Origin of the sequence: Serratia sp. AS12 (assembly GCF_000214195.1) — a bacterium.
Lineage (GTDB): Bacteria > Pseudomonadota > Gammaproteobacteria > Enterobacterales > Enterobacteriaceae > Serratia > Serratia plymuthica.
This window is the reverse complement of record NC_015566.1, coordinates 2,546,928-2,562,285: the sequence shown is the minus strand read 5'-3', so window position 1 is coordinate 2,562,285 and position 15,358 is coordinate 2,546,928. Positions and strand designations below refer to the sequence as shown.

At 53.0% G+C, this 15,358-nt stretch carries 15 protein-coding genes; 5 read left to right on the top strand and 10 right to left on the bottom strand.

Going from position 1 to position 15,358, the window contains the following annotated elements; all coding sequences use genetic code 11:
- Positions 1-195 precede the first annotated feature (195 nt).
- Complete coding sequence (locus tag SERAS12_RS11995) at positions 196-1,119, top strand: ABC transporter substrate-binding protein (RefSeq protein ID WP_013812903.1); 924 nt, start codon at positions 196-198, stop codon at positions 1,117-1,119.
- 52 nt (positions 1,120-1,171) lie between these two features.
- Here the strand turns inward: SERAS12_RS11995 and SERAS12_RS11990 are convergent, their stop codons facing one another.
- Positions 1,172-2,200: an NADP-dependent oxidoreductase gene (locus SERAS12_RS11990; RefSeq protein ID WP_013812902.1), complete on the bottom strand. Its 1,029-nt coding sequence runs from the start codon at positions 2,198-2,200 to the stop codon at positions 1,172-1,174.
- Positions 2,201-2,291: 91 nt separating this feature from the next.
- Here SERAS12_RS11990 and SERAS12_RS11985 point away from each other — a divergent pair, with 91 nt between their 5' ends.
- Positions 2,292-2,867, top strand: coding sequence for a TetR/AcrR family transcriptional regulator (locus tag SERAS12_RS11985; RefSeq protein ID WP_041416105.1), 576 nt, complete (start codon positions 2,292-2,294; stop codon positions 2,865-2,867).
- Between the two features lie 30 nt (positions 2,868-2,897).
- Here SERAS12_RS11985 and SERAS12_RS11980 read toward each other — a convergent pair whose 3' ends face one another.
- Positions 2,898-4,703, bottom strand: coding sequence for a sigma-54-dependent Fis family transcriptional regulator (locus tag SERAS12_RS11980; RefSeq protein ID WP_013812900.1), 1,806 nt, complete (start codon positions 4,701-4,703; stop codon positions 2,898-2,900).
- Positions 4,704-4,979: 276 nt separating this feature from the next.
- On the opposite strand from SERAS12_RS11980, the gene SERAS12_RS11975 reads away from it, so the two are divergent.
- Both SERAS12_RS11975 and adhP read left to right on the top strand, forming a co-directional pair.
- A complete protein-coding gene (locus SERAS12_RS11975; RefSeq protein WP_013812899.1) occupies positions 4,980-6,500 on the top strand; it encodes an aldehyde dehydrogenase family protein in 1,521 nt (506 codons plus the stop codon).
- A 46-nt stretch (positions 6,501-6,546) separates the two neighbouring features.
- A complete protein-coding gene (gene adhP, locus SERAS12_RS11970; protein WP_013812898.1) occupies positions 6,547-7,572 on the top strand; it encodes an alcohol dehydrogenase AdhP in 1,026 nt (341 codons plus the stop codon).
- 9 nt (positions 7,573-7,581) lie between these two features.
- On the opposite strand, the gene SERAS12_RS11965 is transcribed toward adhP, so the two are convergent.
- From SERAS12_RS11965 to SERAS12_RS11940, 6 genes are all read right to left on the bottom strand, one after another.
- Positions 7,582-8,610, bottom strand: a complete 1,029-nt coding sequence (locus SERAS12_RS11965) for a putative zinc-binding metallopeptidase (protein ID WP_013812897.1) — start codon at positions 8,608-8,610, stop codon at positions 7,582-7,584.
- Between the two features lie 94 nt (positions 8,611-8,704).
- Positions 8,705-8,911 (bottom strand): hypothetical protein, encoded by a 207-nt coding sequence (locus tag SERAS12_RS11960; protein WP_013812896.1) that lies wholly within the window; start codon positions 8,909-8,911, stop codon positions 8,705-8,707.
- Between the two features lie 41 nt (positions 8,912-8,952).
- Positions 8,953-9,051, bottom strand: a complete 99-nt coding sequence (locus tag SERAS12_RS26230) for a YoaK family small membrane protein (RefSeq protein WP_013812895.1) — start codon at positions 9,049-9,051, stop codon at positions 8,953-8,955.
- 370 nt (positions 9,052-9,421) lie between these two features.
- Entirely contained in the window at positions 9,422-11,176 is a 1,755-nt protein-coding gene (locus SERAS12_RS11950) for an ATP-binding cassette domain-containing protein (RefSeq protein WP_013812894.1), read from the bottom strand.
- Between the two features lie 236 nt (positions 11,177-11,412).
- Positions 11,413-12,192, bottom strand: a complete 780-nt coding sequence (locus tag SERAS12_RS11945; RefSeq protein WP_013812892.1) for a Fic family protein — start codon at positions 12,190-12,192, stop codon at positions 11,413-11,415.
- Between the two features lie 121 nt (positions 12,193-12,313).
- Positions 12,314-13,417, bottom strand: a complete 1,104-nt coding sequence (locus SERAS12_RS11940) for a succinylglutamate desuccinylase/aspartoacylase family protein (RefSeq protein WP_013812891.1) — start codon at positions 13,415-13,417, stop codon at positions 12,314-12,316.
- Positions 13,418-13,431: 14 nt separating this feature from the next.
- Between SERAS12_RS11940 and SERAS12_RS11935 the strand changes: the two genes are divergently transcribed.
- Complete coding sequence (locus SERAS12_RS11935; RefSeq protein WP_004944442.1) at positions 13,432-13,887, top strand: Lrp/AsnC family transcriptional regulator; 456 nt, start codon at positions 13,432-13,434, stop codon at positions 13,885-13,887.
- Positions 13,888-13,893: 6 nt separating this feature from the next.
- On the opposite strand, the gene SERAS12_RS11930 is transcribed toward SERAS12_RS11935, so the two are convergent.
- Both SERAS12_RS11930 and SERAS12_RS11925 read right to left on the bottom strand, forming a co-directional pair.
- Positions 13,894-14,616, bottom strand: a complete 723-nt coding sequence (locus tag SERAS12_RS11930; RefSeq protein WP_004944439.1) for an ABC transporter permease — start codon at positions 14,614-14,616, stop codon at positions 13,894-13,896.
- Positions 14,616-15,308: an ABC transporter permease gene (locus SERAS12_RS11925; RefSeq protein WP_013812890.1), complete on the bottom strand. Its 693-nt coding sequence runs from the start codon at positions 15,306-15,308 to the stop codon at positions 14,616-14,618. The genes SERAS12_RS11930 and SERAS12_RS11925 overlap by 1 nt, the downstream gene beginning before the upstream one ends.
- Positions 15,309-15,358: the final 50 nt, after the last annotated feature.

Below are 15,358 nucleotides of genomic sequence, written 5' to 3'. Positions count from 1 at the left end.
TACAATAATTTTCGATATCCAAACTGCCCTCAACAATATCTTCCGTTTCCCAATCGGAACCCACTAACGCCTCATCATTCAGGCGCAACCCGATTTTTCTAAAATTAGTTAGTTAATTTTGTTCGTTCACAGATTTAGCGGCTTCGAGGATAGTGAGCAGACCGCCTCAACAACATAATAATGCAGGTAATAATCATGATGTATAGCGCTAAATTAACCGCAGCGGCGGCACTCCTGAGCATGTCCTTCATCGCCAATGCCGCACCGGGAATTGATCTGATCGCCAATGAAACCCCGATAAACACGGTTAAAAGCCCAGAGGCCGTAGCCAAGATCCCGGCGGGATTTAAATTCGTGGAGCCGGGTACGCTAACCGTTGCCGTATCGATATTGGGTAGCGCCCCGCCGTTCGGGCTGTACGCCCGCGACAATAAAACGGTGATTGGCAGCGAGTCGGATATTGCCCGGCTAGTCGCCGATGGGCTTGGGCTAAAACTCAAACTGGTGCCGACATCCTGGGAAGACTGGCCGCTGGGGGTGACCTCAGGGAAATACGACGCGGCAATTTATAACATCACCGTCACCCATGAGCGTAAAACCAAATTCGACTTTGCCACTTATCGCCAGGACACGCTGGGCTTCTACGTGAAGGCCGACAGTAAAATCACCTCGATAAAATCCGCACCGGATATCGCCGGCAAAAAGATCATCGTCGACTCCGGCACCAATCAGGAGGCAGTGTTGCTGGCATGGGATAAAGAGAATCAGGCCAAAGGGCTGCCCGCTCTCCAGCCGATCTACGTCACCGATAAAGCGGCCTCAACGCTGGCGATCCAATCCGGCCGGGCCGAGGCAACGTTCGGGCCGAACGTAGCCGGCGCCTATCAGGCTAAATTAAACGGTAAAACCAAGCTGGTCGGCATAGTGCCTGGCGGCTGGCCGCGCAGCGCCAACATCGCCGTGACGTTGAAAAAGGGGAACGGCCTGGTCGATGCCGTGCAGGCTTCGCTCAACAGCGCCATCGCCAACGGCAGCTACCTGAAAGTGTTGGATCGCTGGGCGGAAAGCGACGAGAAAATCGAACATTCTGAAATCAATCCGCTGGGGCTGGGGGACTGATCTTCCTGCTTTCAAGGCGCCGGCTCTTACCGCCGGCGCCCTTAAAGATTGTTTAAAGCGCAACGAGTACCAGACCGCGTGCCTTGCCGGAACACGTCTCTTTCAGTGCCAACGGTGCCGATTCCAGTCCTTTAAACCGGGTCACAGGAAATTTGAGGTCCGCCCATGAAGGTTGTGATAGACAGGAAAGCCATTCAGCAAATACTTCCGGATTTTCGTCAGCGCTGTATCCGCGTATCCTAACGCCCTTGACGATAATAGCGAAAGCGTCTATTTCGACAGGAGCATATTTGGTCGACTTTGCACCTGCAAGTTCGGCCGATAGCGCCCCAAGCAGGACAATCCTCGCACCTTCCCGAGTGTGAGAAACCGCGGCTTCCAATTGCTCACCGCCTACGATATCAATAAATATGTCAATGCCGTCGGGCGCATAGCGGTGCAATTGGTCGCTGATAGTGCCGTCACCGCGAATGATGACCTCGTCGTAACCCAATTCCCGCTTCATCCATGAAGCTTTTTCAGGCGTTCCAGTACTGCCAATGACCCGTTTGGCACCCAGTTTACGGGCAATTTGTCCCGCCATGGAGCCAATCGCGCCCGCTCCGCTCGAAACAAAAACCACATCGTCAGGTTTAACCTGCGTCGCACGCGTCAAAGCCGCATATGCCGTCCAGCCATGCCCCAGATAGGCGGCAGGATTAAGCAGCTCGTTGCCTAATCGAGTGCAGAGATCTACGTCGACAGCGGCATATTCTCGCCAGCCAAACGGATGAAGCACGAACTCGCCCGGTTGCAAACCGCTTGCAGCAGGCGCAGACACAATCTCGCCAATTGCCGCATCTGCCAGCGTATCGCCAATGTTGATGGGTGGAAACGGAATGCCTTTTACACTTTCGGCTTCTTCACTCATCATCAGGCGGGTAGATATTGAGACCCGAAACCAGCAATTGCGAACCAATATCTCATTCTCGCCACAGGCGATATCAGGATGCTCAATAATCTCAAAGTTATCGGGCCCTGGCATGCCAGAAGAGCGTTTAAGCAGATTGATTTTCCTGTTGCGCTGAGTTGCAAAGACCATTTTATTTCCCTGTTGATATGTGAGTTAATACTCGCATTATCAATCGGAGAGCCCTCACGTGAATACTCGTGTTCCAGATACGGCACGAAGCATGCGTAAAATGCCGCAGCAAAGCCGTTCACGATTTTTGGTCGGCATCATTCTGGATGTGGCTACTCGCTTATTGGCTGAAAATGGATGGGCAAAATTTAATACCAATGAAGTGGCTCGCATTGCCGGGGTCAGTATTGGTTCGCTTTATCAGTATTTCCCCAATAAATTGGCTCTGGCGGAAGCGATACGCAAACAACACCTCGCGTCGATATTGATGGTTTTTGAAACCGCTAACGAGGCTACGCAGGCTGACTCATTGATGGCGGAGGTTGAACGAATGATTGATGGCATCATCGCCGCGCATTTAATTAATCCGCGTTTGCACCGCGTTTTGCTTGATGAAGTGCCGCTCTCCGGGCGTGACGCACATCATGACTTTGAACGTCGCTATGCTGAGTATTACGCTACCTTTACTGCCAATCATTTGGGTTCAGAACGAGCGCAAGTCGCCAGCCAAGTGCTGGCTTCTGCAATTGAAGGCGTCGTGCATGATGCATCGCGGCGTGGGCAATTAACGTCATCAGATCTAAAACGTGAATTAATCTTGTTGGTGACCTGTTATTTGAAGGGCTAATTGCACCTTGGTTTTCTCGTGTAAGATCATTCAATCTGCATTGAGGCGCTTTTTCTCCATTTTGCGATAAAGCGTGCTGCGCGATACGCCCAGCGACTTGGCCGCCTGGCTGATGTTGCCGTTGGCATTTCTGATGGCGGCGAACACCTCCGGCTCGGTTTGCGAAACGGCGTTGGCCTCCGCGCAAAGCGGCGGCAACGCGTTAAACTGTTCCGGCAGATCCTCAAGCGCAATCAGGTTGTCGTCATCCGCCAACGCCAGCAGCACCTTCAGCGTACTCAATAGCTGCCGTACATTGCCGGGCCACGAATAGCGAGCCAACGCAGCCAGCGTGTCCGGCGCCAGCCTGATGCCACGCTTATCGGCGCCCAGCTCATGCCAAAGGCTGAGAATGAAGCGATCGACATGCGCCCGCTGCCGCAGCGGTGAAATGCACAGGCTGAACTCCTGAATGCGGTACAGCAGATCCTCGCGGAATTCCCCCGCCGCCACCAGGGTGTTCAGATTGCGGTTGGTGGCGCAGATCAGCGTAAAATCTACCGAACAGGCATGGCGGCTGCCCAGCGGCGTGACGGTTTTCTCCTGCAGTACGCGCAGCAACCGCGTTTGCAGACTCAGCGGCATATCGCCAATCTCATCCAGGAACAGCACCCCGCCGTCGGCCTCCCTGATTTTACCGGCGTAGCCTTTGGGATTGGCGCCGGTAAAGGCGCCGGGCGCGTAACCAAACAGCTCGGATTCGATCAGGTTTTCAGGCAGCGCCGCACAGTTGATCGCCACGAAGTTGCCCTCCCGCCATTTGCTTTCCTGGAACAGCCGCCGGCTGAAGTGCTCCTTGCCGCAGCCGGTTTCCCCGGTAATGCACAGCGCAAGGCCAGCGTTCAAAATACGCAACGCTTTCTGTTTGTCTGCACCATCCCGATCAAAAGGCTGAACAAAGGGCCTGACGACATGCGAATGCCGCTCTGGCATCTCCAGCAGCGAGTAATAACGGCGACGGTTGGCCGCCCGTGTCTGGCAAGGTGCATCCAGCGTCTGTCGCGACATCTCCGGGAACAGCGTGGCGAAATCCAGCGCTCCAAAGGATTCCGGTGAAAGGTTAAATTCTTGCATCGCCAGCCGGTTGGCGGCAGTCAAAACGTCATCGCGGAAGACCAGGATCAGTTCGTGCGCAGTACCGAGGGTATGCGCATCGCTGTGCAGGCTGAGCGTCCAGTGTTGATCCGTGACGGTGCTCTTCACCCATTGATGTTCAATGTGCCGAACCGCCTGCAGAATCAGTGACCGGGCATCACCGTACGGGCGTTGCACCGGCGTTGAAATATCCAGTACCCCGCCAATTTGCCCGTCGGGCCGAAAAATCGGTGCGGCGGAGCAATAAAGCCCCGCGTTCTGATTGAGAAAATGCTCGTCGCCATTCACCTCGCACAACTCTCCCAGTGCCAGCGCGGTGCCGATCGCGTTGGTGCCGCGCTCTTGCTCCCCCCACTGATTGCCCGGTGCCAACGCTATGCGCGACGCCTTGCGCAAGAAATGGGTATTGCCACAGGTCTCCAGCACCAGCCCGCTGGCGTCAGACACCACAATGATGGAAGGTTGTCGGTTGATTTCACCCCCCAGACGCGCGATCAGCGGCTGGGCCAGTTGCGCTACCCAGCCATTTTGCCCACGCACTTCATTCAGCACGGCGGGCCGAACAAAAGGAACGTGGTCGTCGGCCCGGCTCAGCCCGTAGTGCTGGCTGCGCTGCCAGGACTCTGACAGTGGGCTGGGGAGAGGCCTGCTTTCATGGTCGGAGGCGAACCCCGTTACGGCTGTCCGGTCTTTATGCAACATGCCTTTCTCCCGCGCAAAAGTGTTGCATTTTTGTATCATGAATGTGTCTCATGCGTTGCGACATGGGACACAAAAAATAATAGAAATGAATGATAAATCACCTCTTTTATTGCCGGCAGCAGATATTTATAGCTATTAACTTAATGATATTAAATAGCTTTCAAAACAAACATCGACAAAATGGAACAATGTGGCATAGGCAATGCTTATGTTTAGGCACGGTGCCACAATCTGGTGCCCCTCCTACAGCCCGTGTTTCTTTGAGAGGTGTTTAACATGAAATATGTCCATCCCGGTTTGCCTGGCTCGCTGGTTTCTTTCAAACAACGCTACGGCAATTACATTGGCGGCAAATTTGTCGAACCCGTTTCCGGTAACTACTTTACCGACACCTCCCCGGTAACCGGGAAAACTGTCGCCGAGTTCCCCCGCTCCGACGCCCAGGACATTGAGCGGGCGCTGGATGCGGCGCACGCCGCCGCAGAGGCCTGGGGGAACACCAGCGCACAAAACCGCGCCAACGTGATGCTGGCCATCGCGGATCGCATGGAGTCGCAGCTGGAAATGTTGGCGCTGACCGAAAGCTGGGACAACGGCAAGCCGATCCGCGAAACGCTGAATGCGGACATCCCGCTGGCGATCGATCATTTCCGCTACTTCGCCGGTTGCCTGCGCGCACAGGAAGGCACCGCTGCAGAGATTGATCAAAACACCGTGGCCTACCATATTTACGAGCCGCTGGGCGTAGTTGGGCAGATTATCCCCTGGAACTTCCCGCTCCTGATGGCGGCCTGGAAACTGGCCCCGGCGCTGACCGCCGGTAACTGCGTGGTGCTCAAGCCGGCAGAACAGACGCCGCTCAGCATTTGCGTGCTGCTGGAGCTGATTGGCGATCTGCTGCCGCCGGGCGTGCTCAATGTGGTTCACGGCTTTGGCAAAGAGGCCGGTGAGGCGCTGGCGACCAGCAAGCGCATCGATAAAATCGCCTTTACCGGCTCAACCCCGGTGGGCAGGCATATCCTGGCCTGCGCGGCGGAGAATATCATTCCCAGTACCGTGGAGCTGGGCGGGAAATCACCCAATATCTTCTTTGAAGACATCATGCAGGCCGAACCGGAGTTTATCGACAAGGCGGTTGAGGGGCTGATCCTCGGCTTCTTCAATCAGGGTGAAGTCTGTACCTGCCCTTCACGCGCGTTGATCCAAGAGTCTATCTACCCGCAATTTATGGAGAAAGTGCTGGCGCGCATCACCGCCATTCGTCAGGGCGACCCGTTTGACACCGACACCATGATCGGCGCGCAGGCGTCCCAACAGCAGTTCGACAAGATCCTCTCTTACATCGAAATCGCCAAAAACGAAGGCGGGAAAATCATCGCCGGCGGCGAGCGCACCCACCATGAACAGACGTTGCAGCAAGGTTTTTATCTCCAGCCAACGCTCATCACCGGTAATAACAGCATGCGCTTCTTCCGTGAAGAGATCTTTGGGCCGGTCATCGGCATCGCCACCTTCAAAGACGAAGCCGAAGCGCTGGCGCTGGCCAACGACACCGAGTTCGGGCTGGGCGCAGGCTTGTGGACCCGTGACAGCAACCGCGCCTATCGCATGGGCCGCGCGCTCAAGGCCGGGCGAGTCTGGACCAACTGCTATCACCTCTACCCGGCGCATGCCGCCTTCGGGGGGTATAAAAACTCCGGCGTCGGTCGCGAAACGCACAAGGTGGCGCTGTCGCATTACCAGCAGGTGAAAAACCTGTTGGTGAGTTATGACGCCAAACCGCAAGGCCTGTTTTAACTGAAGATTGCCCTGTTCCAACCCTACAACTTCTCGAGGTCTGAAAATGAAAACGATGAAAGCTGCTGTGGTGACTGCGTTTGGACAACCGTTGGTGATTAAAGAGGTCCCGATCCCGGAGGTCGCGCCCGGAAAAATCCTGGTCAAGATTGCCGCCACCGGGGTGTGCCATACCGATCTGCACGCAGCCGACGGTGACTGGCCGATCAAACCCAACCCGCCTTTTATTCCTGGGCATGAGGGCTCCGGTCACGTCGTGGCGGTGGGCGCCGGCGTTACCCACGTAAAAGAGGGTGATCGCGTAGGGGTGCCCTGGCTTTACTCTGCCTGCGGGCACTGTGAACACTGTCTCGGCGGCTGGGAAACGCTGTGCCATTCCCAGCAAAACTCGGGCTATTCGGTTAACGGCAGCTTTGCCGAATACTGCCTGGCCGATGCCAATTACGTGGGTATTCTGCCCGATAACGTCGATTTTCTGTCTATCTCACCGATCCTCTGTGCCGGCGTCACCGTCTATAAGGGGCTGAAAATGACCAATACCAAGGCCGGCGACTGGGTGGTCATTTCCGGCATCGGCGGTCTTGGGCATCTGGCGATCCAATACGCCACCGCTATGGGGTTGAACGTGGCGGCGGTCGATATTGACGATGACAAACTGGCCTTCGCCAAAAGTCTGGGCGCTTCGGTGGTAGCTAACGCGCGAAACGTCGATCCTGGCCGCTTTTTCCATCAGGAGTTCGGTGGCGCGCACGGCGTGCTGGTGACGGCGGTATCGCCAAAGGCATTTGAACAGGCGACCACCGTGATGCGACGAGGCGGCACCATGGTATTGAACGGCCTGCCGCCAGGCAGTTTTGACCTTTCAATCTTCAATATGGTGCTGGAAGGCACGACGGTGCGCGGTTCGATTGTCGGTACGCGCAAGGATCTGCAAGAGGCACTGGACTTTGCCGGCCGTAAGAAAGTCGCGGCAACCATCTCGGTAGAGCCGCTGGAGCAAATCAACGACATCTTCAGCCGCATGCGTGAGGGCAAAATCACCGGCCGCGTGGTGGTGGATATGTCGCTTTAAGTCAACGCATCAGGGCACTGGCAGTCCAGTGCCCTTTTTATCCACGTCGGCAATGGTCTGGTGAATAAATCGCATTTTTTCCAGCACCGGTGTCGGCAACACAAAGGGGTAAAGATCGGCATGCCCCATCGAACGATTGAGCTGATTCAGCGCCCAGGAGACCGGTAGCCACTGCGCGATCAGGCGATCAAAATCCGGGGTTTCAGCCGAATGATTGAAAGCGGCGTCTGGCGCGGCAAAACCGTAAGCCGCTGCCGTGTCCAGGGTGTCGCGAATATGCAGATAATGAGCAAAGGTTTCCGCCCAGTCCTCCGCAGCGTGCATGGTGGCATAGGCGGAAACGTAACATTCATGCCAACCTTCTGGGGCACCCTGCTGGTAATGCCGATCCAGCGCTTGCTGGTAATCCGCATCCGGGTCGCCAAACAGATCGATAAATGCCTGCCGGCGTTCGGGCTGAATGATCAGTAGGCTGTAATAGTAATGCCCCACCTCATGACGGAAGTGACCCAGTAACGTACGGTAAGATTCCCCCATAGAAATACGACGCTGCTCGCGGTGAACGTCATCCCCCTCCTCCAAATCCAGCGTAATTACGCCGTTCGCATGGCCGGTGAGCACCTGGCGCCGTTCACTGGAAAGCAATTCGAAGATCAGCCCGTTGTTCGGATCGTCATTTTTACTGACGATCGGCAGGCCCAGTTCGGTCAACTCCAGTATCAGGCGGCGCTTGGCCGTTTCGGCTTCGGCAAACAGCGGGAGCGCTTCCGTATCATCATCCGCCGGCCGGGTTTGGGTCAGGTGACACGACGCACACAGATCCCCTTCTTGCGCCACCAGCCAGTTGCACTGCGCAATATGCATATTGGCGCACAGGTGCCCTTGTTCCGGGTCACCGCTGCCCGCAGGCCCAGGGGCCGCGATCGCCACCAATCTCCGGCCAGGCAAATCGAAACCCAAAGAGCTTGAGCAAGACAAACACAGCGAATTTTCAAACGACAGCTGCTGCCCGCAGTTCGGGCAAGAAAAGTTACGCATGGTCATGCTTCCTTAGCGGCGGAGGACGTGTGGGCAGGCGCCAGAGACAGGTTAAGGGTAGCCAGACGGGCTTGGATTAGTCAAACGACCCGATTCAGACCTTGGTCTTGGTTTTGGTGATTTTTGTCGCTTTGGCGGGATTGCCGGCAACGAATTCGAGCGTTGGCGAGTAGTAAAAAGGCAACCAGGCATGGTAACTGCTTTCCCACTCCCACTTGACGGGGCAAGGCCACAGAATATCTTCATACAAAATGTAATAGACCCATCGCCCATGCGGGCGGCGCGGTTTTGCTGTGCTCATAGACACTGACTTCTCTGGCCCGATCGATTACATGATGGCGCTCAACCGCCCGGAGTGGAGTAGCCGCCGACAATAAACAGGGTCAGCAGAACCAAGGCCGCAACAATAATCGCAATAGGGAAAAAATAACCGATCTTCATTTTTAATTCTCTTTGTCATCAGGCGCTACGGGGCTACAAGCGAATTTAACATGGACGGTGGTCGGCTAGCCATCTTTCCCGCTATTCATGTATCCATTGATGGGCTAATCAGTGAGGCCACCAGCCTTTAGCCTGTTGAAACTTATTGGACCTCTCTGGAGTAGACAACATGAATATTGGCCATCATTGGCGCAGGCGGGATTGGGGTAGCTATCGCTCGTCGTTTCGGGTTTGGATGAGGTAGCGATTTTGGCGGCTTACTTTGCTTGACCTGGACGCCGGGTTCGTTACCGGCAGCGATCGACTTATAGACGGCGGCGGCGCACCAACTGGCTGGTATTACCCACCGATGCGGCGGTGAGTGTTACTATCACCCCGCCACTCTCATAGCCTCTTGACGCAGGATCGATTGGATATACGTATTTGTGCGTTTTAACGCAACAAAATCACCTCTATCGACGATACGACCTTTTTCGATGACTATAATTTCATCAGAAAAATCGAAAGTAGAGCTCCGGTGGCTGATGTTACATATCATTGCATGGGGATAACTGCGTTTAATATTTGCTATCACCCCCCTCTCATTGATGACATCAAGTGCAGAGGTGATTTCATCAAGAATAATAATTCTGGGGTTCCTTAAAAATAAGCGCGCCAGAGACAGCCGCTGACGCTGACCGCCTGAAAGCGTCATGCCATTGTCACCAATATTGATATCCAGCAAATTCGTACTGTTATCACTCGCCAGATCGTCGAGCCTGGCCAGGTTCAACGCCTGGGTTAATTGCTCATCCGTGGCTTCAGGACAGGCGATTTTGAGATTGAATCGCAGTGTATCCATAAAAACATAATCATTTTGCGATATATGAAAAATCACATCCGCCCGTTCCCCCGCCGAAAGATGATTAATGTCTCTATCATTGATGAGGATATCTCCTCGATTGGTTTCAATCTGGCCGGCCATGAGTTTTGCAATGGTACTTTTTCCTGAGCCACTGCTGCCAGTCAGAGTAACAAAACACCCTTTTGTAATTTCCAGATTGAGATTGTTAATAATATATTCATCTGCATTTTCATACGAAAAAAACACATTTACCATTTTTAACGAATCAACAGTCCCAGCCCAAGGTTGGCCCACACTATCTCCCTTGGTCATACCAAAAAACGATTGTATAAAACCATGCAGGGATATCGTCGATTTTTGTAGAGCAGTGTACATTGAACCAATATTTTCCAGAGGGGATGACAATAATAATATATAGGATGAAATCATAATAAAATGGCTTATATTTATGTTGCCAATCGCAGTCTGATACAGGGAGTAGATAAATGACGATCCAAAAAAAACAATATTACAAGCAGACTCAATCAACAGGAATCGCATATCTGCCTTTAAAAGTCGCTCATGTTTAGTTTCGATATTGTTTAGCAATTTCTCGTAACGACCAAATAGATAATTATATGAATTACATACTTTAGCTGCCCCCATATTTTTTACACTATCGGTGATGAGGCTGTATTTTTTTACTGAGGTTGTATAGAAATCATTGTATAGTTCTACAATTCCAGGATTAAAAATTCTTTTGATAATAAAGTAAATCGAAAAGTAAATTATAAAAAGAGCAGCAACAATATAGTCCCCAGAGGCAATTATGATGATAATGCTGAATATCAACTGCAGCAAGGGAGGTATAAAGTTATGTGAAATATTTCTTAGTACGATAGTCAACTCATCTATAGCCTGATTCAGACGCTGTGTGACATCACCTGTATTTTCATTGCTCTTTATAGCATTGTCATCATAAAATAAACTTTTGAAATAATCATTCGTCATGCTTATTACAAGGTTATTTTTCAAGGAAGTTAGCAATATGAAATTTAACGCTGAAGACAATTTTCTCAAGCTCATAACAACAATGTAGCTTAACGCAAGCAAGTAAATGACAACTGGAAAATCAAGCTGTTTACTGTCAATTACACCAACCAATCTCGCCATAATAACCGGTTGCATGGAAATCAAGATGGTAGAGAAGAATGAAATCGCTATAATGACGAAAAACTTGATCTTGACGGGTAGCTCGGAAGTCTGTTTAAAGTACCTGAGTATAAACCAAAACTTGTTCATCTAGGTTCCTTTCGTCATGGCAATGAAACATAACGGGGGCCCCCGTTATGTTTTTAAAAGTTTAGAATCTGTTAAATCTTCTGTAACCCAACACCGGGTCGATTTTATCGACCTGCGTATCTGTCATAGTTGTTGTTTTTATCAATAAAAGATCTTTTTCAGTTAACATACAGCCTCCTTTTATCAAATCAAATAATATATGTAGCATGCAATTTCACAATCACACACTAAATATATTATTCGCTTGAACTCATATGAATGAGGTCAATGCATTTACAGTAAAATATGATGATAGGTTCCCAGTCTAGAAATAAGAATGCTTCACGTAAACTTAAAACGTATCCACTTCTGGCTATATGACATAACTCTGTTATCGGGATGTAGTTTTTTGCGTCCCTCTCCAAAATCACATTAAACAACATTCTAGATACGCGCCCATTACCATCACTCAATGGATGAATGTGCATCAAAAAAACCGATGCGATAATTGCGCACAAAAGTTTATTTTCTTTGCTTTTATTTAATATAAACGTTCTTAGCAACCCTAACTCTAACGATAAAAACTCAACATCCAAGAATTCTGTATAACTGCCGTCCGCTTCAGGTACAGTCCTGACATTGACGTTTCGAATGATATTATTTTCATTTAATGAGCGGCCAGCATATTCAATGAATCTATTGAAACTGTCGTCATCTTTTACGATATCGAATAACTTTACTTCAAGAGAGCTAAAAACCGTAAAATCGTTATGACTGTCATCGTTCTCGTTAGCGAATATGTCATTATCAACATATTGACTCAAACGATGTTGTAACACATAAAAATCATTGTTTTTTATTATTTTCTTAACACCACTCACAAACCCATCGTAATTATGACCTGCCGTAATCCCATCCTGCAAAATTGATTCGGATTTTATTAGCGCCCGCCATGTTTCTTCTTTTATTCCTTCATACTGAGGGTAGCTCAGTCGTAGCAACTTAATCACATTCCCTTGTAATAAGTAGCTTTTCATAAAATACTCCATTAGTGTCACATTCCTGATTAGTTTAAACATCCTAATCTATTTATTTGACACTCACATTTCATATTTATTACTTTTTTTCTAACAGCACGACTCTAGTAATAGCCTCTTCTTACGACGCCAGGCCACCGCCGCCTTTATAGGGCGTTTTACCGGCGATCTTCATGACTTCCGCCCCCAGGGTGACAAAGGGCACGCGGCGGCTGGCATAGATTAGCCCGCCCGCCTGGGCACGCACCGCTTTTACCGTATCGGTGATCGGGTCAATGATTTCCGCCACGGCCTCATCTGCCTCTACCCACTCACCCGGCTGGCGCAACGGCAGCAGAATGCCGCTGGCGGGCGCGGTAACAATCTCCCCTGCGGCAAACGGCAACATGGCGACATCCAACTGAGGTATTGCCGGCGGCTCGCCCGCAATTGCGCCACGGTGCTGCAAATAACGATAGAGACGTTCGGCATCGTTGCCGGCCAGTTCGTGGCCGATATCCTGTTGCCCGCGCAGTTCCAGCGTGACCGCCATGCAGCCGGGTTGCAGGTTTAACGCGGGATGCTGCTGCGCCAGCCGATGCCACGGCAGCCCGCAGGCTTCGTCAAATGAGCCGCCCCCGCTGTCTTGCGAAAGCAGCACCGCACCGATCCCCATACAGCGTGCCAGGTCTTCCGCCTGCTCGCGCCAGGCCGGGTCGGCATACATATGCAATATCGCACGGTCATCACAATGCAGATCCAGCACCACATCGGCATCGCAGGCCAGTAACAGCAATTGCCGGCGCAGGGCTTCCACCTCGCTGTGGTCCGGCATAGCGTGCAAGGCTTCGCGCATCGCAGCGCGTACCTGCGACACGGCAGGCTCCGACGAGGCAAAGGCCTCCTGGTGCAGCAACAGAGCCAGATCGGGAAAGTCGCGGTTGAAATTGCGGCCGCTGACCAGATCAAACCGCCCGACGCCGCCGTTGAGCAGCACCTGCGCCAGCCCCAACGGGTTGGCGACCGGGACAATGATTATTTCACTTTGCAGTTCACCGCGCCGTTCCGCCTGGCTGAGTAATCTTTTAAGATAATGCAGCACCAGCATGCCCGGCAGTTCGTCGGCATGCAGACCGGCCTGCAGGTAAATCTTTTCGCCCTGGCCGGGCTGGCCGAAATGAAAACTGGTGAATTGGCGCTGCCCACCCAGGGCATGTTCAGGTAACTTATGATGTTTACTTTTCATTGGACGTCCTATCTGTGGAAAAGAAAGCCCGGCTTGATCGAATCGACAAAAAAATCCTTGAAATACTGTGCCGGGATGGCCGCATTTCCTATCAAAAGCTCTCCGAGCAGGTCAACCTGACCGCTCGCCCCTGCCAGGAACGGGTACGCGGGCTGGAGCGAGACGGCATTATCCGGGGCTACAGCGCCATTATCGAACTGCCGGAACCGGAGCATGCCTTTGTGATACAGGCGCAAATCGCGCTGGCCGATCATGGCCATTCCCAACCCGCATTCGAGCAGGAAATGCGCAATACCCCAGAGGTGCTGGATTGCTGGCTGGTCAGCGGCAGTTTCGATTTTCTGGTGCGCATCGGCTGCCGCAGCATGGAAAGCTACCGGCTGCTGGCCGACGCCTGGCTGACCAGCAAAAAATTCCGGGTGGATAAAATCGTTACCCTGACCGAGTTGCAATCCATCAAGCGATCCTGAACCGCCTCAGTCACGGCGAATAAAGGCCAGCCAGCGCCGCTCTGCCCGTGAAAACAGGAAGATCAGCAGGAAGGTGCAGAGCAGATAAAGCGCCGCCGCCATCAGGAAGGGAATAAACGGCGAATAGGTGGCGGCGTAAAAAGCGCGCGCCACCCCGGTAATGTCCAGCAGCGTCACCGTGCTGGCCAGCGACGTGGCGTGCAGCAGAAAGACCATCTCGTTATTCAGTGCAGGAATACCCCGCCGTAACGTCGCCGGCAGCACCAGCCGGCGAATTATCTGCCACTGACTCATGCCAAACGCCTCCCCGGCGACCCACTCCTGCCTGGGAAAGGTGCCCATCATGCCGGCCAACAGCTCCGCGACGTAGGCGCTGGTATTGAGCACCAACGCCAGCGTGGCGCAAAAGGTGGCGTCACGAAACAGCAGCCAGAAAGGCTGATCGTTCTGCCAGCCCAACTGCACCACGTCGAACTGCGACAGGCCGTAGTAAATCAGCATCAATTGCAGATACAGCGGCGTGCTGCGGAAAAAATAGGTCACGCAACGGATTAACCAGGACAGCGGGCGCGGGCCATACACCTGGCCGACCGCCATCAGCACCGCCAATAGCATGCCCGGCACCACCGACAGCAAAAACAGTTTGGCCGTCAGCGCCAGCCCCGTCACATCCGAACCGTCGCTCCACAAAAAAGTGGGCGTCACTTCCAGCATATCTTGCAGAGTCATCAGCGTGCTCCTGCAGCGGTCGAGGAAGCCAGAGCGTAGCGGCACGCCAGCAGGCTAAAGCCCCAACTGGAGATCGCGGTGATCACCATATAGATCAACGCTACCAGGAAATAGAACAGGAAGGGTTTTTGCGTTGCCCGCCCCGCCTGCTCCGCCAGCCACACCATGTCCTCCAGCCCCAGGATCGACACCAGCGCCGAGGCTTTCATCAAGCCGAGCCAGTTATTGTTGATCCCGGGAATGGCGAAACTCAGCATTTGCGGCAGCAACACGCGGCGAAACACCTGCCCTGGGCGCATACCGTAGGCCATTGCGGCTTCCAGTTGCCCGCGTTCAACGGTGAGAAAAGCGCCGCGAAAGGTTTCCGTGTAGTAAGCGCCAAACACGAAACCAATCGCCAGCACGCCGGAGATAAAGGTGTTGAAGCGCAGCGGCCCCAACCCCAGCAGGCCAAGAAAGCCGTTGACCAGCATTTCGCCGCCAAAGAACAGCAACAGCATAATCACCAGTTCGGGAATGCCGCGCACCAGCGTGGTGTAACCCGTCGATAACCAGCGCAGCCAGCGCGGGCCGAACAGCTTGATCAGCGCATTGATCAGGCCGAGCGCCAGCGCCACCGCCAGAGAAACCAGCATCACGCACAGCGACAGCGCCGCGCCGTGTGCCAGCAACGGCAAATACTCGATGACCATTCCCGGCCTCCCATACTTGACTTGATACCGGGCCAGCCGGCGTCAGCGCG

Bases quoted from the DNA above. Each gene is read 5' to 3' on its own strand.
- SERAS12_RS11995 (WP_013812903.1), top strand. From the start codon at position 196: ATGATGTATAGCGCTAAATTAACCGCAGCGGCGGCACTCCTGAGCATG.
- SERAS12_RS11990 (WP_013812902.1), bottom strand. From the start codon at position 2,200: ATGGTCTTTGCAACTCAGCGCAACAGGAAAATCAATCTGCTTAAACGC.
- SERAS12_RS11985 (WP_041416105.1), top strand. From the start codon at position 2,292: ATGCGTAAAATGCCGCAGCAAAGCCGTTCACGATTTTTGGTCGGCATC.
- SERAS12_RS11980 (WP_013812900.1), bottom strand. From the start codon at position 4,703: ATGTTGCATAAAGACCGGACAGCCGTAACGGGGTTCGCCTCCGACCAT.
- SERAS12_RS11975 (WP_013812899.1), top strand. From the start codon at position 4,980: ATGAAATATGTCCATCCCGGTTTGCCTGGCTCGCTGGTTTCTTTCAAA.
- adhP (WP_013812898.1), top strand. From the start codon at position 6,547: ATGAAAACGATGAAAGCTGCTGTGGTGACTGCGTTTGGACAACCGTTG.
- SERAS12_RS11965 (WP_013812897.1), bottom strand. From the start codon at position 8,610: ATGCGTAACTTTTCTTGCCCGAACTGCGGGCAGCAGCTGTCGTTTGAA.
- SERAS12_RS11960 (WP_013812896.1), bottom strand. From the start codon at position 8,911: ATGAGCACAGCAAAACCGCGCCGCCCGCATGGGCGATGGGTCTATTAC.
- SERAS12_RS26230 (WP_013812895.1), bottom strand. From the start codon at position 9,051: ATGAAGATCGGTTATTTTTTCCCTATTGCGATTATTGTTGCGGCCTTG.
- SERAS12_RS11950 (WP_013812894.1), bottom strand. From the start codon at position 11,176: ATGAACAAGTTTTGGTTTATACTCAGGTACTTTAAACAGACTTCCGAG.
- SERAS12_RS11945 (WP_013812892.1), bottom strand. From the start codon at position 12,192: ATGAAAAGCTACTTATTACAAGGGAATGTGATTAAGTTGCTACGACTG.
- SERAS12_RS11940 (WP_013812891.1), bottom strand. From the start codon at position 13,417: ATGAAAAGTAAACATCATAAGTTACCTGAACATGCCCTGGGTGGGCAG.
- SERAS12_RS11930 (WP_004944439.1), bottom strand. From the start codon at position 14,616: ATGACTCTGCAAGATATGCTGGAAGTGACGCCCACTTTTTTGTGGAGC.
- SERAS12_RS11925 (WP_013812890.1), bottom strand. From the start codon at position 15,308: ATGGTCATCGAGTATTTGCCGTTGCTGGCACACGGCGCGGCGCTGTCG.